Source organism: Methylocystis iwaonis (assembly GCF_027925385.1).
Lineage (GTDB): Bacteria > Pseudomonadota > Alphaproteobacteria > Rhizobiales > Beijerinckiaceae > Methylocystis > Methylocystis iwaonis.
Genome location: NZ_AP027142.1, coordinates 1896913 through 1920847, shown reverse-complemented (window position 1 = coordinate 1920847; position 23935 = coordinate 1896913). Strand labels below are relative to the sequence as shown.

The window sequence follows — 23935 nt, the reverse complement described above, 5'->3', positions numbered from 1 at the left end:
TCGTGTCCGCTATAGCGCGGCTCTATGTCATTGGGCGGACGGCGCGGCGTTTGGATCGGTGAGCTGCACCGTCCAGCTTTTGGCGTCTCGTCCGGTGTCGATCTCGAAGAAACCCGTCCGCTCGAAACCTCGTGCGAAGCAATCCTCGCGTCCGTCGATTCGGAATTCGCGGTCGCGGGTGCACATGAAGGCCTTGCCCTTCCACTCGCCGCCGCGCTCGTCCATCGCATAGACATAGTAAAATTGCGCGGCGAGGGGCCCGCGCAGCAGGGTCTCGCAGATGGTGGGCCTCAGGTTCCACCAGCCTTCCGAAAGCCAGTTTTTCCCGTCCGTATAGGCAATTGCGACGCTCACCCTGACATTCGTGTTGTTGCACAGGCGAAAATCGGCGCGCGCCGGCGCCGTCTGGGCCAGGCCCATTGCAACAACGGGGAGCAGCAGGCGTCTCATCATCGTCGGGGCTGAACCGGAGAGGTTGGCGCATGACGGCGATCAAGCGCCGTCTTTGGCGAACAGGCAAACCACGCGCGGCAGGCTTTGGCAACCCCGTTCGGCGCCGAAACGCCCGGACGACCAGACGGGACCGCTCTGGTTTCCCGACGGCGCCCCGTTCGCGCCCTGCCCTGGCCTGCGCGCGGCTCCCGAGACGCTGATCGGCTTCGCCAGAGGAGCGGCGCGCGCGAATGCAGAGATTGGCGCGAGACGATCGAGGCTCCCGGCGCGCGGCGCGCTGATCGCCGGAACAAAGCCTCTCGCCTCTTGTTTCCGTCGCACGCGAGACCCAACGGCAGGAGGCGCGCGATGGAAAACAAAGAAGTCATTCAGACGCTCAACAATCTCGTCGAGATCAGCCGCGACGGCGAGAAAGGCTTTCTCACCGCGGCCGAGCAAGCGCGCGACCCTCAGCTCAAAACCGTCTTCCAGAGCGCGGCCCAACGCTGCGCGACCGGCGCGCGCGAGCTCGAGTCGGAGATCGCGCAGCTCGGCGGCACGCCGGCGCAGTCGAGCTCCATCACGGGCGCGCTGCATCGACTCTGGACCAATCTCAAATCCTTCGTCACCGCGCGGAGCGACAAAGCGATACTGGAAGAGGTCGAGCGCGGCGAAGACGTCGCCAAATCTGCGTATGAGATCGCCGTCGCCAAGCCGCTTCCGCCGCGCGTGCACGCAATCATCGATCGGCAATATCGCGGCGTGCGGGAAAACCACGACCGCGTGCGCGATCTGCGCGATCGCGCCGCCTGATCCTCATTTCGCGTCCCGCAAAAGCTCTGCCGCGCGCGGCGCGAAATAGGTGAGCACGCCAGCCGCGCCCGCGCGCTTGAAAGCGAGCAGGCTCTCCATCATCGCGCGCTCCTCGTCGAGCCAGCCGTTTTGCCCGGCGGCCATGATCATCGCATATTCGCCGGAGACCTGATACGCGAAGGTCGGCGTGTGAAAGGTCTCCGCGATGCGATGCACGATGTCGAGATAAGGCATGCCTGGCTTCACCATCACCATATCGGCGCCCTGCTCCAGATCGAGCGCCACCTCGCGCAACGCTTCGTCGGTATTGGCCGGGTCCATCTGATAGGCGCGCTTGTCGCCGCGCAACGTCTTGTTGGTGCCGATCGCGTCGCGGAACGGTCCGTAGAACGCCGAGGCATATTTCGCGGCGTAGCTCATGATCTGTACATTCTGAAAGCCTTCAGCGTCGAGCGCCGAGCGGATGGCGCCGACGCGCCCGTCCATCATGTCGGAAGGCGCGATGATGTCCGCCCCGGCGCGCGCTTGCGTCACGGCTTGCGCCGCGAGCACGGCGACGGTCTCGTCGTTGAGGATTTCGTCGCCCGAGAGAAGCCCGTCGTGGCCGTGACTCGTGTAAGGATCGAGCGCGACGTCGGTGATGACGCCGATGTCGGGCGCCGTTTCCTTGATGGCGCGACAGGCCCGGCAAACGAGATTATTCGGATCGAGCGCGACGCTCGCCTTCTCGTCGCGCAGCTTCGGATCGGTGTTGGGAAAAAGCGCCACCGCCGGCACGCCGAGCGCGGCGGCCTCTGCGACCGCCTGCGCGGCAAGATCGATCGACTGCCGAAAAACGCCGGGCATGGAAGAAACGGGTTCTCGCCGGCCCTCGCCTTCGATCACGAAAATCGGCCAGATGAGATCGGAGGCGTCGAGCGTGGTCTCGCGCACGAGGCGGCGCGACCAATCGCTTTTGCGATTGCGCCGGGGTCGCTGAACCAGCGGCAGCCGCGTCGAAGAAATCTCCCTGTCCGTCATTCATGCCTCCTCTTGTCGCGGACGCCTTATCACGCGGGACGGCGCCATTCGACTCCGCTATAGACAGATATGGCGCGTGAGCCTTGCGCGCATTGGAACATGCAATGATCGCCGTGGAACGCCTCCGGCCAACGCTCTCCACCAGTCCCGCCGCCATTTTTCGTTGCGCCATTCTCGGTGCCAGCCTCCTTGCAGCCGCGCCGGCATTTGCGCAGCAGACGCAGCCCACGCAGCCTGCTGCGCCCCGTCAGCCGAAGAGTCAGGCGGCGAAGCCCAAGGCGCCTGCGACTGCCGTACAGAAGTCGCCGGCGACGAAACCGGGAACAGCGAAACCGTCGACGCCCACGACGCCCCAAGGCGTCGTGAAGCAACCGCCGGCGGCGCCGCCAGCCGATGCGGGCGCCCCATTGGCGCCGCTGCCGCCGGTCGATACGTCGACGCCGCCGCCCATGCTGCCGCGCGCCGCGCGCGAACGCATGCGCATCTGCGCCGAGGAATGGGAAAAGCACAAGCGCGCGTCGCGCGCCGCTCAGCCGCTGTGGCGCGAATTCGCGACAGAATGTCTGACGCGCTGAGCGCCGAAAGCTGGCCGCAAAAACAACTTCGCCCGGGCCGCGCGATAAAACGCGCGCCCGGGCGATTGCGATCTTGCGCAAAAAACGCATTCGTGACGCGCGACCCTCTTCCGATCGCGCATGACGAACACGCCTTTAGGCGGCGCCTTCGGTCGGCGTTTCCGGCGGAGCGATCTTCACCTTGCGGGGAGCGCGCTTCTTGGCGGCCGCCTTCTTGACCGTCGACTTCTTGACAGTCGATTTCTTGGTCGCGCGCTTTTTCGTCGCCACCTTCTTGGTCGCGGCGCGCTTCTTCGTCGCTACCTTGCGGACAGCCTTGCGAGCAGTCTTCTTCACGGCGGTCTTGCGGGCGCCCTTCTTCGCGGCCGTCTTCTTCGTCGCGCGTTTTTTGGTTGTCGCCTTCTTGGTGGCGGCCTTGCGCGCACCCTTCTTCGCCGCTGCCTTCTTGGCCGGCTTACGCTTCGTTGTAGCTCTCGCCATAATAAGTCCCCTTGATCCGAATTGCCGGAATTATGGTCGACCGACAATACGCGCAATTAGCGTAACGTGGTTAATTGCTGGTTCAAGTGGCGCCACCGGACAAGTAAGCGTTACAACGCCTTTCGCATCGCCGCATTGGATGATCGACAATGAAGATGAGCGCTTCCGATGTCTTATCGAAACGCAATCTGAATGCTTTCGCCGACGTCGTCGCATTCGAAATTCGCGCGCGTTTTCGCGCTTCACAGCACGCAGGCGACAAGCGATCCAACGGCGAACCAAGACGACAAAGCGAGACGCTAATGTATTTCAATTATTTGTTTTTCTTCGAAGTCGCTTGCGTCGAGATGCATTTTGTCAAGGCAGCGCGCAACGCTCGAGCGGCTCCTGAAATACATCGACGCAGCGGATCGCACGCGATCTGCGGCGAATGATTTGGAGCGCAGAACTCGGCGCGTTCGCCAACGGCTGAGTCGCGTTATCAGATGCATTGTCGCTTGAACGACACAACGAAAAAAAATTGTGCGAAGGCCGCCCAACAGCAAAAAAATATCGGCTTCGGCAGTGCGCTAAATGAAAAATCGCGCAAGCCGAAGCCGATTGTGATTCGATTCAGATCGAAAAGGGCGTCGCTCAGATGCCCAATTTCTGTTTCAGCAGATCGTTCACGGCTTGCGGATTCGCCTTGCCGCCGGTCTGTTTCATCACCTGTCCGACGAACCAGCCGAGCATGGTTGGCTTTGCCTTCGCCTGTTCGACCTTATCGGGGTTCGCGGCGATGACGGCGTCGATCGCGGCTTCGATGGCGCCCGTATCGGTCACCTGCTTCATGCCGCGCGTCTCGACGATCTCGCTCGGATCGCCGCCTTCGGTCCAGACAATCTCGAAGAGGTCCTTGGCGATCTTGCCCGAGATGACATTGCTCGAAATCAAATCGACGATGGCGCCGAGCGCCTGCGCCGACACGGGCGAACGCGTGACGTCGAGACCTTCCTTGTTGAGCCGGCCGAAGAGCTCGTTGATGACCCAGTTCGCCGCGAGCTTGGCGTCGCGACCCTTTGCGGTCTCCTCGAAGAAGTCGGCGCTGGCCTTCTCCATCACCAGCACGCCGGCGTCGTAGGGTGGCAAACCATACTGCTCGATAAAGCGCGCGCGCTTGGCGTCGGGCAGCTCGGGCAGCTCCGCCTTCAGCGCATCGACGAATGCCTGGTCGAATTCGAGCGGCAGCAGATCGGGGTCGGGGAAATAGCGATAGTCATGCGCTTCTTCCTTGGAGCGCATGGAGCGCGTCTCGCCCTTGCCGGGATCGAAGAGACGCGTCTCCTGATCGATCTTGCCGCCGTCTTCGAGAATGCCGATCTGGCGGCGCGCCTCGACCTCGATCGCCTGACCGATGAAGCGAATGGAGTTGACGTTCTTGATCTCGCAGCGCGTGCCGAGCGGATCGCCGGGACGGCGCACCGACACATTGACGTCGGCGCGCAGCGATCCCTGCTCCATATTGCCGTCGCAAGAGCCGATGTAACGCAGCAGCGCGCGCAGCTTGGTCACATAAGCGCGCGCTTCTTCGGCCGAACGCAAATCGGGCTTCGACACGATCTCCATCAAGGCGACGCCGCTGCGGTTGAGATCGACGTGGCTTTCGCTGGGCGAGAGATCATGCAGCGACTTGCCGGCGTCCTGCTCGAGGTGCAGGCGCTCGATGCCGACGGTGATGCGCTCGGTCGGCGACACGTCGACAATGACCTGTCCCTCGCCGACGATCGGATGCTTGAACTGCGATATCTGGTAGCCCTGCGGCAGATCTGGATAGAAATAATTCTTACGGTCGAAGACCGAGCGATGATTGATCTGCGCCTCGAGGCCGAGCCCGGTGCGGACCGCCTGCTTGACGCATTCCTCGTTGATGACGGGCAGCATGCCCGGCATGGCCGCGTCGACCAGGGAGACGTGGTCGTTCGGCGCGCCGCCATATTCCGCAGAGGCGCCCGAGAAGAGCTTGGCCTTGCTCGTCACCTGCGCATGGATTTCCATGCCGATGATCACTTCCCAGTCGCCGGTCGCGCCTTTAATGAGCTTCGAAGGAGCCGCCTGTGTCGCCATATTTTCCTCACTAGACCTTTGGCCTTTCATATAGACCACGGCGCGCGCGAGCGGAACGGGCGAGAAGGCGCACATGGGAGACTGGCGCATGGCGAAAAACAACGAGCAGCCTGCGAACCGCAAAAACGGCCTGATCGCCCGCTTTCGCGACGCGCCGCCTCATATTGCCGTGCCGGTCGGCGCAGGCCTCATCATCGGCGGAACATTGCTGTCGCCGCTGCCATTCTTTGGCCTCTGGATGGCGCCGGTGGGGCTGGCGATCTTGGCCCCGCATTGGCGCGCGGCGGACAGGCTGTCGCGGCGACTTCTGAGATGGTCGATCAAGAATGGCTTCGTGCGGATCAAGCGGACGCCGCGCCAAGGGAAAGAGGAGCCGCCTGCGACGGAGGGCTAGAGCGCATTCCGGAAAAGGTTGACAGACTTTTGGAAAAGAATGCGCTCCGCTTTTTGAATCTGCCGAGCTTTCTCATTACTGGCATGATTCCGTTCGAGCGATGAGAAAGCGCGCTAGAGACGCGCAATCAGGCGGTGAAGGGATCGACCAAAGCGACGTCGAGGCCGTCGAAATCGCTGGTATTGCGAGTCGCGAGCGTCATTGTGTGAGCGGAGGCGATTGCGGCTATCATAATATCGACCACTGCAAATGAGCGCCCGCGCCTTTGCCGGTCAGCGCGAAACACGCCATATCTATGGGCCGAGGGTAGATCAAAAACGAGGATCCGACCTCGGAATATCTCCTGTTCGAGGCGATCGAAGCTTTCTTCGAAGGCCTTTTTTCTCCTGCCCGCCGCCAATAAAGCCGCGCCGTAACGCAGCTCGGCCAAAACGGGGGTGCAAAGGAAGAAATGTTCAAGGGGGCGGGAGTCCAGCCACGCCTCGACGCGCGCGTTCGGCGTGGGCTTGATGAACTCCGAGACAATATTGGTGTCGAGCAGGATCATTCGACAAACGGTGGCGGCCGCTCCGTTGGGTCGCGGAGAGACACAAAATCGTCGCCGCGATATTTGACGGGAAACAACCCAGCCAAGAGTGCGCCGAGCCGCTGCCGGGGCTCCGCTTCTGAAGATTCTGCCTCCGCCAGAGCGCTCTCCAAAAGCCGTTCAGCCTCGTCGGCGAGAGTGCGCCTGTGGGCGCGCGCTCTTTCTTCGAGCTTTCGTCTCAGATCGTCTGAGACGTCATGCAGAAGGATGTCCGACATGGAGCGCGCCTCCGGTTATCCGAAATGAAGATAACGAGCAGGCGACCTCTCTGCAACGCCGGGCGTCAGTCGCAGGGGCTCACTCCCCCTTCGGCGCCCGATCCCCCATCAGCCGCTCCTCATAGGAAATCGACCACTCGATGATCGCCGTCCATAGATTCATGGCGACCTCGACCGAGAGCCCCTCGCGCCGCGCGGCGCCGAGCACGCGCGCCAGCACTTCGTCCACACGGTCCGGCACGCGCGCCGGAACGCCGAGCGCCGGCTTTACTTTCGCGGCGCGCTCGATCTGGCGCTGGCGCTTGGCGAGCAGCGCGACGAGTTCATCGTCGAGCGCGTCGATGACACGGCGCACGTCGGACATTTCGTCCCGCATCGCGTCGATGTTTGGCTCCGCGGCGGCCTTGTTCATTAGCGCCACCACGGTTCGGGGAAGTCGAATTTCGGCGCCGCCTGCTCGAGCGCATGCGCGAGCGAGAACAACGTCTCTTCGTCGAACGGGCGGCCGATGAGCTGCAGACCGAGCGGCAGGCCGTTGGCCGCGAGCCCGCCCGGCACGGCGATGCCCGGCAGTCCCGCCATGTTCACCGTCACCGTGAAGACGTCGTTGAGATACATTTCGACCGGGTCGGTCGAGCCCTGCTCGCCTTGCGCAAAGGCGGTCGATGGCGTCGCCGGCGTCAGCACGGCGTCGACCCCAGCCGCGAAAGCCTGATCGAAATCGTGCTTGATGAGGCTGCGCACCTTCTGCGCGCGCACATAATAAGCGTCGTAATAGCCGGCCGACAGCACATAGGTGCCGATCATGATGCGCCTGCGCACCTCCGCGCCGAAGCCCTTGGCGCGGGTCTTCTCATACATGTCGATGATGTCGCGGCCCTGCTCGCGCAGCCCGTAGCGCACGCCGTCGTAGCGCGCGAGGTTCGACGAGGCTTCCGCCGGCGCGATGATGTAATAGGTCGGGAGCGCGTATTTCGTGTGCGGCAGAGAGATTTCGACAATCTCGGCGCCCGCGTCCTTCAGCCATTGGACGCCCTGGTCCCAAAAGGCGGCAATCTCGGCCGAGATGCCGTCGAGGCGATATTCCTTCGGCACGCCGATGCGGCGGCCCTTCACCGAGGCGCCGATCGCCGCTTCGTAATCCGGCACAGGCGCATCGACGCTCGTCGTGTCTTTCGGATCATGCCCCGCCATGGAGCGCAGCATGATCGCCGCATCGCGTACCGTGCGCGTGATCGGCCCGGCCTGATCGAGCGACGACGCGAAGGCGACGATGCCCCAGCGCGAGCAGCGGCCATAGGTCGGCTTGATGCCGACCGTGCCGGTGAACGCCGCTGGTTGGCGGATCGAGCCGCCCGTGTCGGTCGCCGTGGCGCCGAGGCACAAACGCGCCGCGACAGCCGCGGAAGAGCCGCCCGAAGAACCGCCGGGAACGATCTTGGCGTCGGGATCGCCCTTGCGTTTCCACGGCGATATCACCGGACCGAAAGCGCTCGTCTCATTGGACGAGCCCATGGCGAATTCGTCGAGATTGAGCTTGCCGAGCGTCACCGCGCCGTCGCGCAGCAGATTGGCCGAAACCGTCGATTCATAAGTGGGCGTGAAATCATCGAGGATGCGGCTCGCCGCCGTCGTGCGCACGCCCTTCGAGCAGTAGAGATCTTTTATGCCGAGGGGCAGACCTTCGAGCGGGCCTGCTTGGCCCCCCGCAAGCCGCGCGTCGCTCGCCTGCGCCTGCTTCATCGCGAGATCGGGCGTCTCGGTGATGAAGCAGTTGAGAAGCCGCGCGCTCTCCATGGCGGAAAGATGCGCCTTGGTCAGTTCGACGGCCGAGATTTTCTTCGACTTCAGCGCATCGCGCGCGTCGGCGAGAGTGAGATGGATGAGATCGGACATCGAGTCTCTTTATATATAAGGAGCGGGACGTTTCGGCCGGGGCGACGATTTTACTCGATCACCTTGGGCACGACGAAGTAGTGATCTTCCTTGGCCGGCGCATTGACGAGAACGTCCTCAGCGATGCCGCCGTCCGTGACCACGTCGACGCGCTTTTTCATTTGCATCGGCAGAACCGACGCAATCGGCTCGACGCCTTCGACATCCACTTCGCTCAGCGTCTCGACGAAATGGAGAATGGCGTTGATCTCGCCGCGCAGGCGCTCGACCTCGTTCTCGTCGACGGCGATGCGCGAAAGATGGGCGATGCGGCGAACCACCGCGGAATCGACAGACATTTGAGAGCTCCGCCGGGATGAACCTGTTACGGCGCTATAGCGCTTGGGGCGCAGGGGCGCAATGCGGGTGGATAAAGAGAGGGGCGGGAGTTTATCCTGAGCCGACGGCATGGTAGCGCGGAGAGCATGAGCAATAAGATCGCGACGATCGAAGAGCTGGGAGGCGCCCTGCCCCCAAAAGGCCGGCTGATGGGCCTCGATCTCGGGACCAAAACCATCGGCCTTGCGCTCTCCGACGTCGAGCGCCGCCTCGCCTCGCCGCTCGACACCATCCGGCGGGTGAAATTTTCGACCGACGCGGACGCGCTCCTGAAACGCGCCGCCGACTTCGACGTCCAGGCGCTGATCTTCGGCCTGCCCCTCAATATGGACGGCACGGAGGGTCCGCGCGCCCAGGCGACCCGCGCTTTCATGAGAAATCTGCGTAAGCTGACGTCCCTGCCCTTCGCCTTCTGGGACGAGCGCCTCTCCACCGCCGCCGTCACCCGCGAGCTTATCGCCCAGGACGCCTCCCGGGCCAAGAGAGCCGAGGTCGTCGATCGCATGGCGGCGGCCTATATTCTGCAAGGGGCGCTCGACCGGCTGTCGCGCCTCGACTGAATGTTTACGCTCGCGGCGCTATTGCAGGCCAAAGGTCGAGCGCTAGAGTTTATTCAAGACGCGACCCCGATTGTATGTATGCAACTCTTCCGCGAAAACTGAAACTTGACATCCATAGGCTGCGCTTTAAGAAAAAGACACGTCAAGGTCGAGTTTTAATTACCTTCGCAGAGGCGCTGCGTCGGCGGGAGGCAAACTGAATGGCTCGTTCTACTGCGCCTATCCCGCCCGCATCCCATGCAGGGAAAAAGGCGGGCGAAGCCGAAACGCCCGAGCGGCGCGCCGAGGAAGACGCGGCCGCATTGGCGAGCTATATCGCCGACATGGCCTCCGAGCTTTCGCAATTGGCCGGACGATCCGAAATGCCGATGGTCGCCTATTTCCTGAACCTCGCCCGCGTCGAAGCCGAGACGCATTCGCGCGAGATTGGCGAGCGCGAGCGCGCGATCGAGCCGGAAGAGTAGCTCCTACTTTCGGTTGCCGACGAGCGCGACGCAATTCGCGCCATGCCGCTCCAGGCGGCCTTCAAGATCGAGTTCGACCAGCGCGCCCTGCACGTCGCGCGCCGATAGGCCGGCGGTCCGAATGAGGTCGTCGATCGCCACCGGCGCCGGTCCGAGAAGCGACATAACGCGCTCACGCGGGTCGGTGAGCTCAGCATAATTCGCGTCCGCGTCCGGCAAATGCTCGCGCGCGTCAGCAGCGGGTTGGCTAAGCGCGAAATTGCCAGAAGCAATTTGCTCCTGCTCGAACAAGGCCTCGAATTCTTCGAAGAACGGCCCTTGATCGGCTCCGCCGGCCATGTCGAAAAGCGACCCCGCCGATCCTCCGCCGCCGCCCGCCGCCAAAGCGTCGACGACGTCTTCCGGCCGCGCGCACAGGGTCGCCCCCTGGCGCAGCAGATCATTCGTCCCCTCCGCGCGCGGATCGAGCGGCGAACCTGGAACCGCGAAGATCTCCCGGCCCTGCTCATTGGCGAAACGCGCGGTGATCAGCGAGCCCGAGCGGCGCGCCGCCTCGACCACGACCGTCGCGCGGCTCAGCCCGGAAATGATGCGGTTGCGGCGTGGAAAATCGCGGCCGCGCGGCTCCCATTCAATCGGCATTTCCGAAACGAGAAGTCCGCGTTCTGCGATCTGGGCGACGAGCTTTTCATGTTCGGACGGATAAGGGCGGGCCTGCCCGCCCGCGAGGACGGCGATGGTGCCGGTTTCGAGGCTCGCGCGATGCGCGGCAGCGTCGATTCCCCTCGCGAGGCCGGAGACAATCACATAGCCCTCCCGTCCCAGGCCACGGGCCAGTCTCTCGGCGAAGGCGAGGCCGGCGATTGACGCATTGCGCGAACCGACGAGCGCCACCCCGTCACGCTGCATGGTCTCGGCGGCGCCGCGGATGGAAAGGACCGGCGGCGCGTCCGGGATTTCGCGCAGAAGCAACGGATAGTCGCCGTCGCAAATCGGGATGAAACGCACGCCCATTCTCGCCGCGGCGTCCATCTCACGCAGGATGTCGTCGCGCGGCGCAATGCGGATCGCGCGCCCACGCAGCGACTTGGCGGCGAGCGCCGGCAAGGCCTCCAACGCCGCGCCGGCGCCGCCGAAGCGGTTGACCAGCGCCAGAAAGGTGCGCGGACCGATATTTTCACTGCGGATGAGGCGCAGCCAGTCGACGAGCTGCTCGTCGCTGAGCCGCGCCCCGCTCAAGCTTTTTGGCCGATGCGGCTTTCCGTGCCGGCGCGCAGGCGGGCGATGTTCTCCGCGTGCTTGCGCCAAAGCAAGGCCGCCATGGCGCCGACGACGAGGGCTTCGCCGCCATGGCCGAGGAACAGCAAGAGCAGCGGCGCCGCGGCGCTGGCGACAAGCGCCGAAAGCGACGAATAGCGGGTGATCGCCGCGACCGAGAGCCATATGACGCAAAAGGCGAGCCCCACTGGCCAATGCAGGCCGAAAAGGCACCCAAAGAATGTCGCGACGCCCTTGCCGCCTTTGAACTGCAGCCAGACCGGCGCGATATGCCCGACAAAGGCCGCGAAGCCCGCGATTATGGCGCCTTCGGGCGAGAGATCGGCGCCGATGAGCACGGCGGCCGTTCCTTTGATCGCATCGAGAACGAGCGTCGCCGCCGCGAGGTCTTTGCGGCCGGTGCGCAGGACATTGGTCGCGCCGATATTGCCCGACCCAATGCCGCGAATGTCGGTGGTGCCAGCGAGGCGCGTGAGCACCAAGCCGAAGGGGATGGAGCCGAGGAGGTAACCGAGAATGAGCGCAAACGCGTCGGGCGGGAAGGACATCGGAAACGCTGAAACCTGTTCTCGAGAAGCGCGGGCGGAGGCGCCGCAGATGCTAACGGAGGCGCGGCGGGGCTGCAACCTGATACGAGATCCGCTCGATTGGTTCGGCGCCATCACCGACGCTCGGCCTTTGGACACGAGGAAATCACCGCCGTCATTGCGAGGAGGCGGAGCCGACGAAGCAATCCAGCGCCGCATCGCCGCCCTGGATTGCTTCGCTTCGCTCGCAATGACGGCGGTCGGGCAAAACTAGCGCTCTTGTGGCTCTGGATTAAAATAGCAATCCGAGCTGTTCAAACGGAGACGGTAGACGCCCAACGCGAAAATGCCGGTTCCAGTCTCGCCCTTCGTAAAAGAGGCGCAGAACCGCAACAGTTAGCGGAGGCCCGCGAAAACCTCCTCTGCGGGGATAGCAGTCTGAGGCTGGGACTTCATTTGGTCGTAAACCGAAGCTACGTCTCGGGTTAGCCACTCTTCGAGCCGGGCGTCGCGCTCCGCCAAAGCCTCTAGCGCGTCGCAAACGACGTCGCTCGTCGATGCATAAGCCCCGGAGGCGACTTTTGCGTCCACGAAACGCGCCTCTTCCAAGCTTAGATCGATTGTCCGCGTTTGTGGCCGTTTGGACATTTTGCCAGCTCCGGTTTCCGCCAAAGAGGATAGTTCTCGCGCGCGAAAAAATCGACTCGCGTGTCTCGTCATCATCCCGCTCCCGTTTTGCCGCCGGAAGCGTTAAAGGGAGGGGTCGAAGCCCGGACCGAACACATGAGCGATTCAGAGCGCAGACCCCGCCCGCGCGCCTTCCGCCTCAATGGCGACGAGACCGTGACCTCCAAGCCCGCGCCGCAGGTCGAGGAGGAGGCCGATATTTTCGCGCAAGCCGCCGAGCTCGCCGACGTCGCGCAGGGTGGCGAAGAGGCGGTCGAGGCCGTCCGCGCTAAGGGCTTCCTCGATCGCTATGTTTTCTCCTCTGGCGGCGTTTTCCTGTCGGCTCTCACCGGTCTGATCACGCTCGCGCTCAGCGTCTGGATCTGGAACTTCGTCGAAGATCTCTTCGCCCGTTCGCCCATTCTCGGGACGATCGGCCTCGCGCTCGCGTCGGCCGCCGCACTGACGGCGCTGCTCTTCGTCGCGCGTGAAATCCGCGCCATCCTGCTGCAAAACCACGTCGCCAAGCTGCACGCCGACCTCGCCGCCGCGCGCACGGCCGACGACGTCGCCGCCGCGCGCACGCGCGTGCTGGACCTTTGCAAGCTTTACGAGAGCCGCGCCGAGCTCGCCCGCCCGCGCGCCCTCGTCGCCGACTATGTGAAGCAGATTATCGACGGCAAAGACCTCGTCGATCTCGCCGAACGCAGTCTCGTGGCGCCGCTCGACGAGATTGCGCGTCGCGAAATCGCCGCCGCCGCCAAGCGCGTTTCCGTTGTGACGGCGATCAGTCCGCGCGCCATCCTCGATGTTATTTTCGTCGCCGGCCAGGCCATCATGCTGATGCGGCGCATCGCCGAAATCTATGGCGGCCGCCCCGGCCTTCTCGGTTTCTTCAAGCTCGCGCGCTCCGTTGGCGCGCATCTTGCCATTACCGGCACGGTCGCCGTCGGCGACACGCTGTTGCAGCAGGTGTTGGGCTATGGCGTCGCCGCGCGTCTTTCCGCAAAGCTCGGCGAGGGCGTGCTCAACGGCCTGCTCACGGCGCGCGTCGGCCTCTCCGCCATGGCGGTGTGCCGCCCTACTCCCTTCGTCACCGAGAAACAGCCCGGCGTGAAGGACGTCGCGCCTTTCCTGTTCAGTGGCGACAAGACCAAGGCTCAATAAATTGAAGATTACGACGTGGAACATTAATTCGGTGCGGCTGCGCATGCCGCTCGTCGCGCAACTCCTGAAAGACAAGGCGCCCGACGTTCTCTGCCTGCAGGAAACCAAATGCCGCGACGCGGAATTCCCCATGAAGGATTTCACCGCGCTCGGCTATAAGCACGCCGCCATCAATGGACAGAAGGGCTATCACGGCGTCGCCGTCGTCTCGAAAAAGCCGCTGCGGCTGATCGAGAAGCGCGACTTCTGCGAAAAGGGCGACGCCCGTCATATCGCCGTCGAGGTCGAGGGCGCGGGTGGGCCGATCACGCTGCATAATTTCTATGTGCCTGCCGGAGGCGACGAGCCCGACGTCGAGATCAATCCGAAGTTTGCGCATAAGCTCGGTTTTCTCGACGAGATGACAGAATGGGGCGAAAACGGCGCCGCGAAGGGCCGCGTGATGCTCGTCGGCGATCTCAACATCGCGCCGCTGGAGCATGACGTCTGGAGCCACAAGGCGCTGCTGAAAGTCGTCAGCCACACGCCGATCGAGGTCGAGAAGCTCACCAATGTCGTCCGCGCTGGCAATTGGGTCGACGCCATGCGCCATTTCGTGCCGGCGGAAGAAAAACTTTACACATGGTGGAGCTATCGTGCGGCGGATTGGGCGGCCTCGAACCGCGGCCGGCGCCTTGACCATATTCTGGTGAGCGAAGCGCTCGGCGGCGCGCTCGGAAAGCTCGAAGTGCTTACCGAGGCGCGCGGCTGGGAGCGTCCGTCCGATCATGTGCCGGTGACGATAGAGTTGTCGGAGTAACGGCGCAGCGACGGGAGGCCAGATGATTGCGCGCGAGTTGATGACGCGGCATTTTCCTTTTGTCACGGCGGATGCGGACCTCGATTACGTCGCGAAGCTTCTTTCGGAATGCGAGGTCGGCGTTGTGCCCGTCGTCGACGAGCAGTTGGCGCCGATCGGGATCGTCACGCGCAGCAATCTCGAAAAGGCGCGCCCTCTCCCCGACGCCGGTCTCGGGCCCATTCCGGCGTTCTTGCTGCAAAACCGGCGTAACGCGCCCTTCCGCTCGAATGGCCGGGCGCTGCGCGAGGTGATGACGGCGCCCGCGATCTCCGTCCCCAGCGGCGCCAAGCTTTCCGACATCGCGAAAGTGATGCAGGAGCATCATCTCAAACGCGCGCCGGTGGTCGACGGCCACAAAATCATCGGCGTGCTCTTGCGCCGCGAAGTGCTGCACGCGCTCTCCGAGCGCAAACACCCACAACAGCAGGACGTTCTCAGCCAGCCCAAATCCATCCTTTCGGAAACGCGACGCGAACCGGAAGCCTGCGACATCGCAACAGCCGAAGAGTTTCGCGATCTCGTCGCCGCGCATGAGCGCCAGCTCGATAAGGAGCGCGACGACCGCCACCGCGCCATGTTGGAATTGCGCGAGCAGCGCATCAAGGAGCTCGCCGCCCAGCGCCTCACCGAAGGGCAATGGCGCGAGATGGTTTCTCAGGCCCGCCGCGCCGCCGCCTCGGGCCTAACCGAGCACATGCTCATCCGATTTCCGGCCCAGCTCTGCCTCGATGGCGGGCGCGCGATCAACGCGCCCGACTCGCACTGGCCGGAAACGCTGCGCGGCGAGCCGGCTGATGTCTTCAAGCGCTGGCGCAACGAGCTGCAGCCGCGCGGCTTCAAAATTGCCGCGCAGATCGTCGATTTTCCCGAGGGCCTGCCCGGCGATGCGGCGCTGTTTCTGATGTGGGGCAAGCGGACTTAGAGCGCATTCCGCAAAAGTTGATAGACTTTCGAGATCCGCTTGTTGGGCCGGTGTCATTCCCGACGCTCGCTTGAGCGAGCGATCGGGAATCCAGAGCCAAACCAGCGCTTTTGTGGCTCTGGATTCCCGGTCGGGCTTTCAGCCCGCCGGGAATGACATTTTCCCAATGCGAGCTGATCAAACGTCAAAACGCGAAGAATGGCCAGTCGGGCGCAAGGCCCAGCATGATCTGCCCGACCGGCTGCAGTTTCGCGGCGTTGATGAAGCCGTGCTGCGTGATGACGTGGACATCGCGGAAATGCTGCGCGAAACGAAACTCCTCACGTATGCCGGAGGCGCCGACAATCTCATGCACGATGTCCACCGCCGCCGTGGCTTCGAGCATGGCGTGGGTGATGGCGAGCTGCAATCTCCCCTTTATTTTTGTATCGATTGGCTGGCCCGCGACCGCTTGCGCATAGGCCTCTTCAAACGTCTGATAGAAGAAGGCGCGTCCGGCGCCGAGCCTCGCTTCCGCGCGCGCCAGTTGGGACTGCACGACGCCGTTGTCCTCCAGCTTCTTTGCGCCAAAAGCTGGCGTCTTTTTCGTGATGAGCGCGATCGCCTCGTCGATGGCCGCCCGGGCGATGCCGAGCGCTGGCGGCGTCAGCGCGGCGATCGCCGGCCAGACTGTCAGGCGATAGAGCGGCCCGTCATAGGCGCTGCCCGGTTTGCGCAGCGGCTCCCAAGGAACGGCCCAATTGGCGGGGACGAATGCGTCATGCACGTCGACATCATGACTGCCCGTCCCCCGCATGCCGAAGACGTTCCAGTTGTCGACGATCGTCGCGTCTTTCGCCGAGCAGGCGACCAAAAGCGTTTCCGGCGCGCCGTCGGCGTTACGGCACAGATCGCCATCCTCAACGATGTTGGCATAGCCCAGATAAGCGGTCGCCTGATGTGCGCCGCTGACAAAAGGCGTGCCGCCCGAAAGAAGATAGCCGCCCGCCACGGGAACTGCCCGACGCGCCGGCTGCTGGCCGCCGACGACGATGGCGTCGCCCCCAAAGATTTCGCGCGCGGCGTCGTCGGGGAACCATGGCCCGAAAAGGTCGTGGGCGATCGACACCTGCAAATTCCAGCTTGCTGCGCTGTCGATGCGGCCGAGTTCCTCGATGACGCGGAAACCCGTCTTGGGATCGACTTCCAGCCCGCCGAGCGCCTTGGGCCGCCAGAGTCGGTAAAGGCCCGCCTCGCGCATCGCCGCTGCCGCTTGCGGCGACAATCGGCGATCACGCTCGGCCGCCGCAGCATTTTCGCGGATGATGGGCTCGATCCGCCGAACAGCGTCTAAAAGAGAATCCGTCCCTGGCATATGCCTCCCCGGCGACGATTTTGTCGTTGTTATCGCGGCAGGATAGCGACGCTGGCGAGGCGCCGTGAGGCGGCCAATGGCCGCATACAGCGAGGCAGGTTAGCGCTGTCGCGACTCGGCCTCGGCCCTCAAGGCGGCGAGCGAGGGATAGCGCTGCGCGCCTTCGGGACCGCGCACCTCGACCGAACCGTCGGACATCATGACATAGGTCGAGTCGCCCGCCGTATAGCGGTCGACCTCCGTCGGCTCTTCGGCCGGCGGTCTCAAGAGGGACGAGAAGTCCGGCCGCGGCGGCTCGGCGGTGACGACATTCGCCTTGGGAGGCTCGGGCTTCGCCGGAGCGGGGCTCGCCCACATCTCCGCCTGAACCGCCTCTACAGGAGCCGCATCCTCAACTGGCGCATCCTCAATTGGCTTGGGCGCGGCCGGTTGCGCGGCGGGGTCCGTCACCGCGCCGAAGCGGGCGAGATGGGCGACGACCCGACCGAGCGCCGTGGTCACCACGCCGCCCGACAAGGCGACCGAGCCGGCGATAAACAGGCTCCAGCCGCGCTCGACCATGATCATGTCCCAGCCGGCCCACATTCCATAGGCCCCGCCGCCCGCAAGCAGCAGGCCAGCGGCTGTCACGCCCCATCCGGAAAGATTGCGCTTCATGCGGCTCCCATCGTCGTCGCCGCCCTTCTAGCACATACCGAGAGGCCGCGCGCAAGTCGCCGGGAAGGCGCGCGCGAATCTATACTTTCTATACTTATGAAAGCCGTTCATGCCCAAAGCCAGAGGGAAGACGGTTTTTCTACTAATATGGTCATTAACGCACTGCAGTTCAAGATGTTGATCGTCCGGACAGGAGGCGCGCTGCATTGTTGACATTGTAAATTATTGTATTTCATATAGTTACATGTATTGGTAAGCATGCGGCCTGATGACGCATGGTAAAAGCAACGCCCCGCACAAAGCTCTTGTATTGGCCGTGAGAGCGGCGGGCGACGGCGCAGGCGCTGTCGAACCAAGCGGCCGGTTCTCAACCTGATTAGGAGACGGACATGAGGGGGTTATCGAAGCGCCGGATTTGGGCCGCCGCTGTGGCTCTTATCGGAGCTTTGGGCATTGCATCGACAGGCGCGCTAGCGCATGGCGGCGTGAAGCTCGAACAGGATGAATGCGTGTTCAAGATCGGCCCCAGCAACATGCATTTCATCGCCTATCAGCGCACGGGCGAGGAAGAGGAGTTTTGCGAGGCGGTCGCCAAGACCGGTCCAACCGTGATCGCGCTCGAAGCCGTCTCGGACGAGTTGCGCGACATGGCCATGGGCGTGCGCATCGTCAAGAGCGAAGGCGATGCGACGGAAGCGAGCAATGCGGCGGCGGCGACCGTCTTCAAGCTCGAGCCGAAAATCTATCGCAACGGCATCATGACCTTCGAACATAATTTCAAGGATGCCGGCCACTATGTCGCAATCGTCACAGTGCGCGACGATCTCGGCAATGAGTTCGTGTCGCAGTTCCCCTTCTCGGTGGGGCTCTATACGTTCTGGGGATTGATCGAATACATCCTTTACGGCGTCGGCTTCGTGTCGCTCGTCGCCGTCATGGTGGTGGCCCTGCGGGCAAAGTCCAAGAAATACAAGGAGGAAGCGGCTAGCCAGCCCGCCTGATTTCCTCTCTCGCGCAAATGCTGACGGCCCGGCCCCCGCCGGGCCGTCTTTCCATGTCACGCGCCCTCTATACGGAATCCTTATTGCTTGTTGCCGCACGGCGGCGCCGGGTCTAGTTAACCGCGGGGCCCTCGAGCCCTATTCCTGTTCAGGAGAGCATTGATGTCCTTCACGCTTGAAGATCTCCCCTACGCTTACGACGCCCTGCAGCCTTATTTGTCGCGTGAGTCGTTCGAGTATCATCACGACAAGCACCATGCGACCTATGTCACCAACCTCAATAATTTGATCAAGGGCACAGAGTTCGAGGGCAAGTCGCTCGAGGAGGTGGTTGTCGCTTCCTTCGGCAAGAACACGCCGATCTTCAACAATGCCGCCCAGCACTACAACCACCACCACTATTGGAAGTGGATGAAGCCCAATGGCGGCGGCGCGATTCCGGGCAAGATCGAGAAGCTGATTGTCGATTCCTTCGGCTCGGTCGACAAGTTCAAGGAAGACTTCCAGAAGGAAGGCCTGGCGCAGTTCGGCTCGGGCTGGGTGTGGCTGGAGCTCAAGGACGGCAAGGCTGCGATCCGCAAGACCCCGAACGCCGAGAGCCCGCTGGTGCATGGCGCGCAGCCGCTGCTCGTCGCCGACGTGTGGGAGCATTCCTACTACATCGACTACCGCAACCGCCGCGCCGACTATCTCAAGACCTTCCTCGAGCATCTCGTGAACTGGGAACATGCCGAGGAAATGCTCGACGCCGCCAAGTAAGGGCGCGATCGATCTCTTGCGCGCGGCGGAACGCCTGCCGCGCGCCTAATTTTTTGTCAGTATCAGTAGCAGACCGTGCGGCGCACGCGGCCGGTCCAGACGGTGCGGCAGACGCGCGCCGGAGCGCGATGCACGACGGCCGCTCCGCGATAGCCGACGCAACCGGCATGATAGCGCCCCACCGCGCAGGCCGCGGCGCTCGCCTCTTGCGGCATGACAGCCAGAGTCGCAGCGAAAGTCATGGCGCCAAGTCCAGCGATAAACAGTTTTTTCATAGGCTCTTCTCCTGAGATGCAAACGGCGCCGTCACGCCTCGACGAGCGACTTCAAATTGGCGAGGCCCTGCTCGAACTGTCCCCCGACCATCTTGTCCATGTTCGTGAAGACATGCATGGCCTTGCCAATGAATTCATTGTGGCCGGACATCGCCCAAGTGACCTCGGTCTTCGCCTCGCCGATCGGCTTGAGATCAAATTGCACCTCATTGGTCGCGGACATCGGCCGGGTGAATTCCAGCTTGAGACGAATGCGCTCGTTCTGGCTGCTTTCCTTTATCGTCATCTTCCCCGCGCCAACCTTTTTATTGCCAGACCAGCTCATGCTGGCGCCGGGCCCGAGCGGCGAGCCGTCGAATGTGTTGGTTGCGGCGGGATCGAGCCTGGCCCAGGGCGACCAGGCCTCCCAGGCGTGCAGATCATTGATGCGCTGATAAATCGCCTCCGGCGGCGCATTCACGACCGCCGAGCGGACGATTTTGAACGTATTCGGTCGCAAGGAAATATAAGCGATGAGCCCGCTCACAAGAGCGAGCGCAACGAGGAAAAGAAGGGTCATCTTGGCGCTCCCCTGAGGCGCAGGCTCACAGGCCCGCGCTTTTCTTCATATTAGAGCGCTACGAACGAAAGCGTAAAGTTAGGGTGGCTTGCGAACGCAAGCCGGCGAGACTGTCTTTCAACCAATCGAAAATGATACCGCGTGGTCACTCCCGACGCCCGCGCAAGCGGGCGATTGGGAATCCAGAGCAATGTCACGGCTTTGGGGCAGTATTCCCGATCGGGCCTTCGGCCCGTCGGGAACGACATCCGCGACCTTACTTCAGGCTCGCGCAGAAGGACTGGATCTTCTCGCAGGCCGTCTCCAGCGTCAGGGCCGACGCCGCGTAGGAAATGCGGAAATTCGGCCCCGTGCCGAATGCCGAGCCATGCACCACGGCGACGCCTTCGGCCTCGAGCAGCTCGGTGACGAAATCCTCGTCGGTCTCGATCACCTTGCCCGCCGGCGTCTTGCGGCCGATCGCCTCGGCGCAGGACGGGAAGACATAGAAAGCGCCTTCCGGCGTCGGGCACTTCAGATATTTCGCCTGATTGAGCATGGAGACGACGAGGTCGCGCCGCTCCTGGAACGCCTTGCGGAAGGTCGCGAGATGCTCCTGCGGCCCGTCGAGCGCCTCGACCGCCGCCCATTGCGCAATCGAGCAGGCGCCCGAGGTCTGCTGGCCCTGCAGAAGATCCATCGCCTTGATGAGCTTGCTCGGTCCAGCGGCGTAGCCGATGCGCCAGCCGGTCATGGCGTAGGCTTTGGAGACGCCGTTCATCGTCAGCGTGCGCTCGATCAGATTGGGCTCGACCTGCGCCGGCGTGACGAATTTGAAGTCGCCATACACGAGATGCTCATAGATGTCGTCGGTGAGCACATGCACCTGCGGGTGGCGCAAGAGCACGTCGGTCACCTTCTTCATCTCGTCATAGCTGTAAGCGGCGCCCGATGGGTTCGACGGCGAGTTCAGCACCAGCCACTTCGTCTTGTGCGTGATTGCGGCCTCGAGCGCCTCCGGCTGCAGCTTGAAGCCGTCTTCCATCTTGGTGTCGACAAAGACGCTCTTGCCGCCGCAGATCGCGACCATCTCCGGATAGCTCACCCAATAGGGCGCGGTGATGATCACCTCGTCGCCGGGGTTGATGGTGGCGAGAAAGGCGTTGAACAGAATGTGCTTGCCGCCGGTCGCGACGATCGTGTCCGAGGCCTTGTAGTCGAGCCCGTTCTCGCGCTTGAACTTGCGGGCCACGGCCTCGCGCAACTGCGGAATGCCGAGCACCGGCGTGTAGCGGGTCTCGCCGCGGTCGATCGCCGCCTTGCCGGCGTTGCGGATGTGCTCGGGCGTGTCGAAATCCGGTTCGCCGACCGAGAGGCTGATCACCTCCCTGCCCTGCGCTTTCAAATCGCGCGCCTTCTGCGTCACGGCGATCGTGGCGGAGGGCTTAACGCGCGAGAGAGCGTGGGCGAGAAAGGTCATTTCCGTCTGTCCTGTAGGGGGAGTGTGCATCGCACCATAATTAGCGGGGCCGCGGCGGGCAATGAAAATCCGCGGTCGTCGCTCACCCTGGGCGATTCCGTCGCATTAACCCGCGCCCACTATGGTCTCGCCCTGTCGGGGGAGTGGCGAATGCTGGGGACAATCAGAAGCGGCGATTGGCTGACTGCAGAGCGGCTGCGCGTCTACCCGCTTATCTTCCTCGCTATTTTCCTGCTCGCTATTGTCGGAGCCATCGCGACCTCCCATGACCGCATTGGGCCGAACAATCTCCCTCTCGGTTCCGATTTCAGCCAGGTTTGGGTCGCGGGCCAGGAAGTTCTCGCGGGCCATCCCGAGGCGCCGTTCGACATAACGCGCCACGCCGAGGCGCAGCGCAAAGAATTCGGCCCCGAGACGGGAATCTTCGGCTGGCATTATCCGCCCTATTTCCTGGCGCTCGCCGCGTTTTTCGCGACTTTGCCCTATCTGCCGGCGCTCGCGCTCTGGCAGGCCGGAACGCTCGCGCTCTATCTCATCCCCATCGTCGCGATACTGGGCAAATCCGGCGTCGCCCGGCGCAACGCGTTGATCGCAGCCCTCGCCTTTCCCGCCGTTATCGTCAATCTCGGACATGGCCAGAACGGCTTCCTCACCGCGGCGTTACTCGGCGGCGGCTTCCTGCTGCTCGACCGGCGCCCGCTTGTCGCCGGCGCGCTTTTCGCCCTTCTCGCCTATAAACCGCAATTCGCCCTCGCCCTTCCGCTTGCGCTCCTCATTGACCGCCACTGGCGCGCGCTCGCGAGCGCCGCTGCGACTCTCGCCGTCATGAGCGCGATGAGCCTGACGGCTTTCGGCGCAACAAGCTGGCGCGCCTTTTTCGAAAGCCTCGGCTTCACCCGCAGGGTTGTCGAGGACGGCGGCCCCGGCTTCGAGAAAATCCAGAGCGTCTTCGCCGCTGTTCGGCTGCTCGGCGGCGACATTTCGACCGCCTATTTCTGGCAGGGATCGGCGAGCTTCTGCGCGCTCGCCTGCCTCATATGGGTGCTGCGTTCAAACGCCGACGCAAGGGTCAAAGGCGCCGCCACGATAGAAGCGACGCTGCTCACCACGCCCTATCTACTGGATTACGACCTGATGGCGCTCGCCCCGGCGATGGCTCTGCTCGTCTCGCGCGGGATAGACGAAGGCTTCCGCCCTTACGAAAAAACGGCGCTCGCGCTCGCTTATGTCGCCCCGCTCGTCGCAAGGCCGGCCGCTATGGCGCTCGGGATTCCGTTCGGCGTCGCAGCGCTCGTCCTACTCTTTGCTGTGACAGCGCGGACGGCCCCAGAAATGGAGGCGCAGAAGCTGGAACCGAACCCGAAACACGGGTGATTTCCACCTCGTAAACCCCATTCGGACCCCGATTTAAAAAAATTGTGAAATTGTCCACAGCCCCATGCAACTTTTCGGGCTTGTGCTCGTTTCTATCCGGAGGGCGCAAGCAGGATGACTTTGCGCCGTCGCCGCCGCGGCGCAGAGGGAGAGCCCAGGCGGAAGGGGAATGCGAGGGCGATCACCCAGGGGAAGTAACAACCATGTCGCTCGTTGATAAATTCGACGATCAGATTGAACCAGCGTTCACGCGTCACTTCGATCGCGAGTCGGCTCGCCGACAGTTCCGCATCTCCATCCTGCTTGTCGCAGCGATGGCCACGGCCGCTTTCGTGCTGGGCTTCGCGCTGCCGCTGAACACGACTCACGGCCACGCGCCGATCGCCGACAATCCCGGATTCTCCGGCCGTCTCGTCAGCGTCGATCGCTGAGCGTTCAAGACTGTCGACGTAAAACGCGCGCCGCCGGGCGCGCGTTGTTTGTTTTGGGGCGTTCCGCCGCTGCGGCGGAGAAAGGGCGTTTGTTCGCCCTCCCCGGCAGCACGCTGTCAGTGCGATTTATCCGACTTATCCATGTCGTGATGATGCTCGTGCCCGTGATGGTCGTGGCCAGCATCCTTTGGCCCGGACGTGTCCTTATTGTGCGCCTTTTCCCAGCGCTCCATGGCCTCGGCGTCATGCGCATGCTGGGCGTCGGGCGCGTCGATGGCGGCGTCGATCACGACCTCGCCCGCCTTCTCGAAGACGAGCGTCATTTCGAGACCCCAGCCGATCTCCAAATGTTTCTTGGCGCCGAGCAGCGCCACGTAAACGCCGCCCGGCGCGAGCGTCGTCTTCGACTTGGGCGGGAGAACCACGGGCGTCTCGAGCTCGAGATGCTTGGGGTCGCCGTGGATAACCGCCTTCTCGAACTTCTCAACCTTCACGCCGACGAGCTTGTCGGGCGTGTCGCCGCTATTGTGAATGAAGGCGTAGAAAGTCGCGTTCTTCTCGCCGTCGGCCGGGACGCGCAGCCACGGGTGCTCGACTTTGAGCTTGCCGACGTCATATTCATGCGCTTTGGCCGAACGGGCCGGGGCAAAGACTCCAAGAAAGGCGCCGGCGAGCAAAGAGCCGCCTGTCGCCAAAAGATCACGCCGCTTGATGATCATGTCTCTCTCCCTTTCAACGGCCGGCTC

General features: G+C 63.3%; 29 protein-coding genes. 12 read left to right on the top strand and 17 right to left on the bottom strand.

The window, feature by feature from the left end:
* Positions 1 to 27: 27 nt before the first annotated feature.
* Positions 28 to 453 carry a DUF1036 domain-containing protein gene (locus QMG84_RS09220; protein ID WP_202071573.1) on the bottom strand — a complete coding sequence of 142 codons (426 nt, stop codon included), beginning with the start codon at positions 451 to 453 and terminating at the stop codon, positions 28 to 30.
* Positions 454 to 801: 348 nt separating this feature from the next.
* On the opposite strand from QMG84_RS09220, the gene QMG84_RS09215 reads away from it, so the two are divergent.
* On the top strand, positions 802 to 1245 hold the full coding sequence (locus tag QMG84_RS09215; RefSeq protein WP_202071572.1) for a PA2169 family four-helix-bundle protein: 444 nt from the start codon (positions 802 to 804) through the stop codon (positions 1243 to 1245).
* Positions 1246 to 1248: 3 nt separating this feature from the next.
* Here the strand turns inward: QMG84_RS09215 and hemB are convergent, their stop codons facing one another.
* Positions 1249 to 2265 (bottom strand): porphobilinogen synthase, encoded by a 1017-nt coding sequence (hemB, locus tag QMG84_RS09210; RefSeq protein ID WP_281927421.1) that lies wholly within the window; start codon positions 2263 to 2265, stop codon positions 1249 to 1251.
* Positions 2266 to 2369: 104 nt separating this feature from the next.
* Between hemB and QMG84_RS09205 the strand changes: the two genes are divergently transcribed.
* Positions 2370 to 2840, top strand: coding sequence for a hypothetical protein (locus QMG84_RS09205; protein WP_281927420.1), 471 nt, complete (start codon positions 2370 to 2372; stop codon positions 2838 to 2840).
* Between the two features lie 135 nt (positions 2841 to 2975).
* Here the strand turns inward: QMG84_RS09205 and QMG84_RS09200 are convergent, their stop codons facing one another.
* Both QMG84_RS09200 and gatB read right to left on the bottom strand, forming a co-directional pair.
* Positions 2976 to 3320 carry a hypothetical protein gene (locus tag QMG84_RS09200; RefSeq protein WP_202071569.1) on the bottom strand — a complete coding sequence of 115 codons (345 nt, stop codon included), beginning with the start codon at positions 3318 to 3320 and terminating at the stop codon, positions 2976 to 2978.
* A 633-nt stretch (positions 3321 to 3953) separates the two neighbouring features.
* Positions 3954 to 5423 (bottom strand): Asp-tRNA(Asn)/Glu-tRNA(Gln) amidotransferase subunit GatB, encoded by a 1470-nt coding sequence (gene gatB, locus QMG84_RS09195; protein ID WP_202072014.1) that lies wholly within the window; start codon positions 5421 to 5423, stop codon positions 3954 to 3956.
* A gap of 88 nt (positions 5424 to 5511) precedes the next feature.
* Here gatB and QMG84_RS09190 point away from each other — a divergent pair, with 88 nt between their 5' ends.
* Entirely contained in the window at positions 5512 to 5817 is a 306-nt protein-coding gene (locus QMG84_RS09190; RefSeq protein ID WP_281927418.1) for a DUF2264 domain-containing protein, read from the top strand.
* Between the two features lie 127 nt (positions 5818 to 5944).
* On the opposite strand, the gene QMG84_RS09185 is transcribed toward QMG84_RS09190, so the two are convergent.
* The 4 genes from QMG84_RS09185 to gatC form a co-directional block, all read right to left on the bottom strand.
* Positions 5945 to 6364, bottom strand: coding sequence for a type II toxin-antitoxin system VapC family toxin (locus QMG84_RS09185; protein WP_202071567.1), 420 nt, complete (start codon positions 6362 to 6364; stop codon positions 5945 to 5947).
* A gap of 336 nt (positions 6365 to 6700) precedes the next feature.
* Complete coding sequence (locus QMG84_RS09180) at positions 6701 to 7033, bottom strand: chorismate mutase (protein WP_202071566.1); 333 nt, start codon at positions 7031 to 7033, stop codon at positions 6701 to 6703.
* Positions 7033 to 8517, bottom strand: coding sequence for an Asp-tRNA(Asn)/Glu-tRNA(Gln) amidotransferase subunit GatA (gatA, locus tag QMG84_RS09175; RefSeq protein WP_281927416.1), 1485 nt, complete (start codon positions 8515 to 8517; stop codon positions 7033 to 7035). The genes QMG84_RS09180 and gatA overlap by 1 nt, the downstream gene beginning before the upstream one ends.
* Before the next feature lie 50 nt (positions 8518 to 8567).
* On the bottom strand, positions 8568 to 8855 hold the full coding sequence (gene gatC, locus QMG84_RS09170) for an Asp-tRNA(Asn)/Glu-tRNA(Gln) amidotransferase subunit GatC (RefSeq protein ID WP_281927414.1): 288 nt from the start codon (positions 8853 to 8855) through the stop codon (positions 8568 to 8570).
* Positions 8856 to 8981: 126 nt separating this feature from the next.
* Between gatC and ruvX the strand changes: the two genes are divergently transcribed.
* The gene (ruvX, locus tag QMG84_RS09165; protein WP_202071563.1) at positions 8982 to 9455 is read left to right on the top strand and encodes a Holliday junction resolvase RuvX; all 474 of its coding nucleotides are present in this window, start codon (positions 8982 to 8984) and stop codon (positions 9453 to 9455) included.
* 200 nt (positions 9456 to 9655) lie between these two features.
* On the top strand, positions 9656 to 9919 hold the full coding sequence (locus QMG84_RS09160; RefSeq protein ID WP_281927413.1) for a hypothetical protein: 264 nt from the start codon (positions 9656 to 9658) through the stop codon (positions 9917 to 9919).
* Between the two features lie 3 nt (positions 9920 to 9922).
* Here the strand turns inward: QMG84_RS09160 and dprA are convergent, their stop codons facing one another.
* The 3 genes from dprA to QMG84_RS09145 all read right to left on the bottom strand — a co-directional run bounded on the left by dprA (position 9923) and on the right by QMG84_RS09145 (position 12372).
* Positions 9923 to 11158: a DNA-processing protein DprA gene (gene dprA / locus QMG84_RS09155; RefSeq protein WP_281927411.1), complete on the bottom strand. Its 1236-nt coding sequence runs from the start codon at positions 11156 to 11158 to the stop codon at positions 9923 to 9925.
* The gene (plsY, locus tag QMG84_RS09150) at positions 11155 to 11745 is read right to left on the bottom strand and encodes a glycerol-3-phosphate 1-O-acyltransferase PlsY (protein ID WP_281927410.1); all 591 of its coding nucleotides are present in this window, start codon (positions 11743 to 11745) and stop codon (positions 11155 to 11157) included. The genes dprA and plsY overlap by 4 nt, the downstream gene beginning before the upstream one ends.
* A 375-nt stretch (positions 11746 to 12120) precedes the next feature.
* Positions 12121 to 12372: a ribbon-helix-helix domain-containing protein gene (locus tag QMG84_RS09145; protein WP_281927408.1), complete on the bottom strand. Its 252-nt coding sequence runs from the start codon at positions 12370 to 12372 to the stop codon at positions 12121 to 12123.
* 135 nt (positions 12373 to 12507) lie between these two features.
* Here QMG84_RS09145 and QMG84_RS09140 point away from each other — a divergent pair, with 135 nt between their 5' ends.
* From QMG84_RS09140 to QMG84_RS09130, 3 genes are read left to right on the top strand one after another with little or no spacing between them, the layout of a single operon-like run.
* On the top strand, positions 12508 to 13557 hold the full coding sequence (locus tag QMG84_RS09140) for a YcjF family protein (protein WP_281927407.1): 1050 nt from the start codon (positions 12508 to 12510) through the stop codon (positions 13555 to 13557).
* A 1-nt stretch (position 13558) separates the two neighbouring features.
* Complete coding sequence (gene xth, locus QMG84_RS09135; protein ID WP_281927405.1) at positions 13559 to 14356, top strand: exodeoxyribonuclease III; 798 nt, start codon at positions 13559 to 13561, stop codon at positions 14354 to 14356.
* Between the two features lie 22 nt (positions 14357 to 14378).
* Positions 14379 to 15320 carry a CBS domain-containing protein gene (locus tag QMG84_RS09130; RefSeq protein ID WP_281927403.1) on the top strand — a complete coding sequence of 314 codons (942 nt, stop codon included), beginning with the start codon at positions 14379 to 14381 and terminating at the stop codon, positions 15318 to 15320.
* Positions 15321 to 15504: 184 nt separating this feature from the next.
* Here the strand turns inward: QMG84_RS09130 and QMG84_RS09125 are convergent, their stop codons facing one another.
* Both QMG84_RS09125 and QMG84_RS09120 read right to left on the bottom strand, forming a co-directional pair.
* The gene (locus tag QMG84_RS09125; protein ID WP_281927401.1) at positions 15505 to 16674 is read right to left on the bottom strand and encodes an acyl-CoA dehydrogenase family protein; all 1170 of its coding nucleotides are present in this window, start codon (positions 16672 to 16674) and stop codon (positions 15505 to 15507) included.
* Between the two features lie 99 nt (positions 16675 to 16773).
* Positions 16774 to 17331, bottom strand: a complete 558-nt coding sequence (locus QMG84_RS09120; protein WP_281927400.1) for a hypothetical protein — start codon at positions 17329 to 17331, stop codon at positions 16774 to 16776.
* Between the two features lie 389 nt (positions 17332 to 17720).
* Between QMG84_RS09120 and QMG84_RS09115 the strand changes: the two genes are divergently transcribed.
* Complete coding sequence (locus QMG84_RS09115) at positions 17721 to 18332, top strand: hypothetical protein (protein ID WP_281927398.1); 612 nt, start codon at positions 17721 to 17723, stop codon at positions 18330 to 18332.
* A 162-nt stretch (positions 18333 to 18494) separates the two neighbouring features.
* Positions 18495 to 19091: a superoxide dismutase gene (locus QMG84_RS09110; protein ID WP_202071554.1), complete on the top strand. Its 597-nt coding sequence runs from the start codon at positions 18495 to 18497 to the stop codon at positions 19089 to 19091.
* A 62-nt stretch (positions 19092 to 19153) separates the two neighbouring features.
* Here QMG84_RS09110 and QMG84_RS09105 read toward each other — a convergent pair whose 3' ends face one another.
* The 3 genes from QMG84_RS09105 to QMG84_RS09095 form a co-directional block, all read right to left on the bottom strand.
* The gene (locus QMG84_RS09105; protein ID WP_281927395.1) at positions 19154 to 19366 is read right to left on the bottom strand and encodes a hypothetical protein; all 213 of its coding nucleotides are present in this window, start codon (positions 19364 to 19366) and stop codon (positions 19154 to 19156) included.
* 31 nt (positions 19367 to 19397) lie between these two features.
* Positions 19398 to 19925: an SRPBCC family protein gene (locus QMG84_RS09100; RefSeq protein WP_281927393.1), complete on the bottom strand. Its 528-nt coding sequence runs from the start codon at positions 19923 to 19925 to the stop codon at positions 19398 to 19400.
* Positions 19926 to 20181: 256 nt separating this feature from the next.
* The gene (locus tag QMG84_RS09095; RefSeq protein WP_202071551.1) at positions 20182 to 21384 is read right to left on the bottom strand and encodes a pyridoxal phosphate-dependent aminotransferase; all 1203 of its coding nucleotides are present in this window, start codon (positions 21382 to 21384) and stop codon (positions 20182 to 20184) included.
* Between the two features lie 150 nt (positions 21385 to 21534).
* Between QMG84_RS09095 and QMG84_RS09090 the strand changes: the two genes are divergently transcribed.
* Positions 21535 to 22758: a glycosyltransferase family 87 protein gene (locus tag QMG84_RS09090; protein ID WP_281927390.1), complete on the top strand. Its 1224-nt coding sequence runs from the start codon at positions 21535 to 21537 to the stop codon at positions 22756 to 22758.
* Positions 22759 to 22961: 203 nt separating this feature from the next.
* On the top strand, positions 22962 to 23189 hold the full coding sequence (locus QMG84_RS09085; protein ID WP_202071549.1) for a hypothetical protein: 228 nt from the start codon (positions 22962 to 22964) through the stop codon (positions 23187 to 23189).
* A gap of 116 nt (positions 23190 to 23305) precedes the next feature.
* Here QMG84_RS09085 and QMG84_RS09080 read toward each other — a convergent pair whose 3' ends face one another.
* Positions 23306 to 23908, bottom strand: a complete 603-nt coding sequence (locus QMG84_RS09080; protein WP_281927389.1) for a copper chaperone PCu(A)C — start codon at positions 23906 to 23908, stop codon at positions 23306 to 23308.
* Positions 23909 to 23935: the final 27 nt, after the last annotated feature.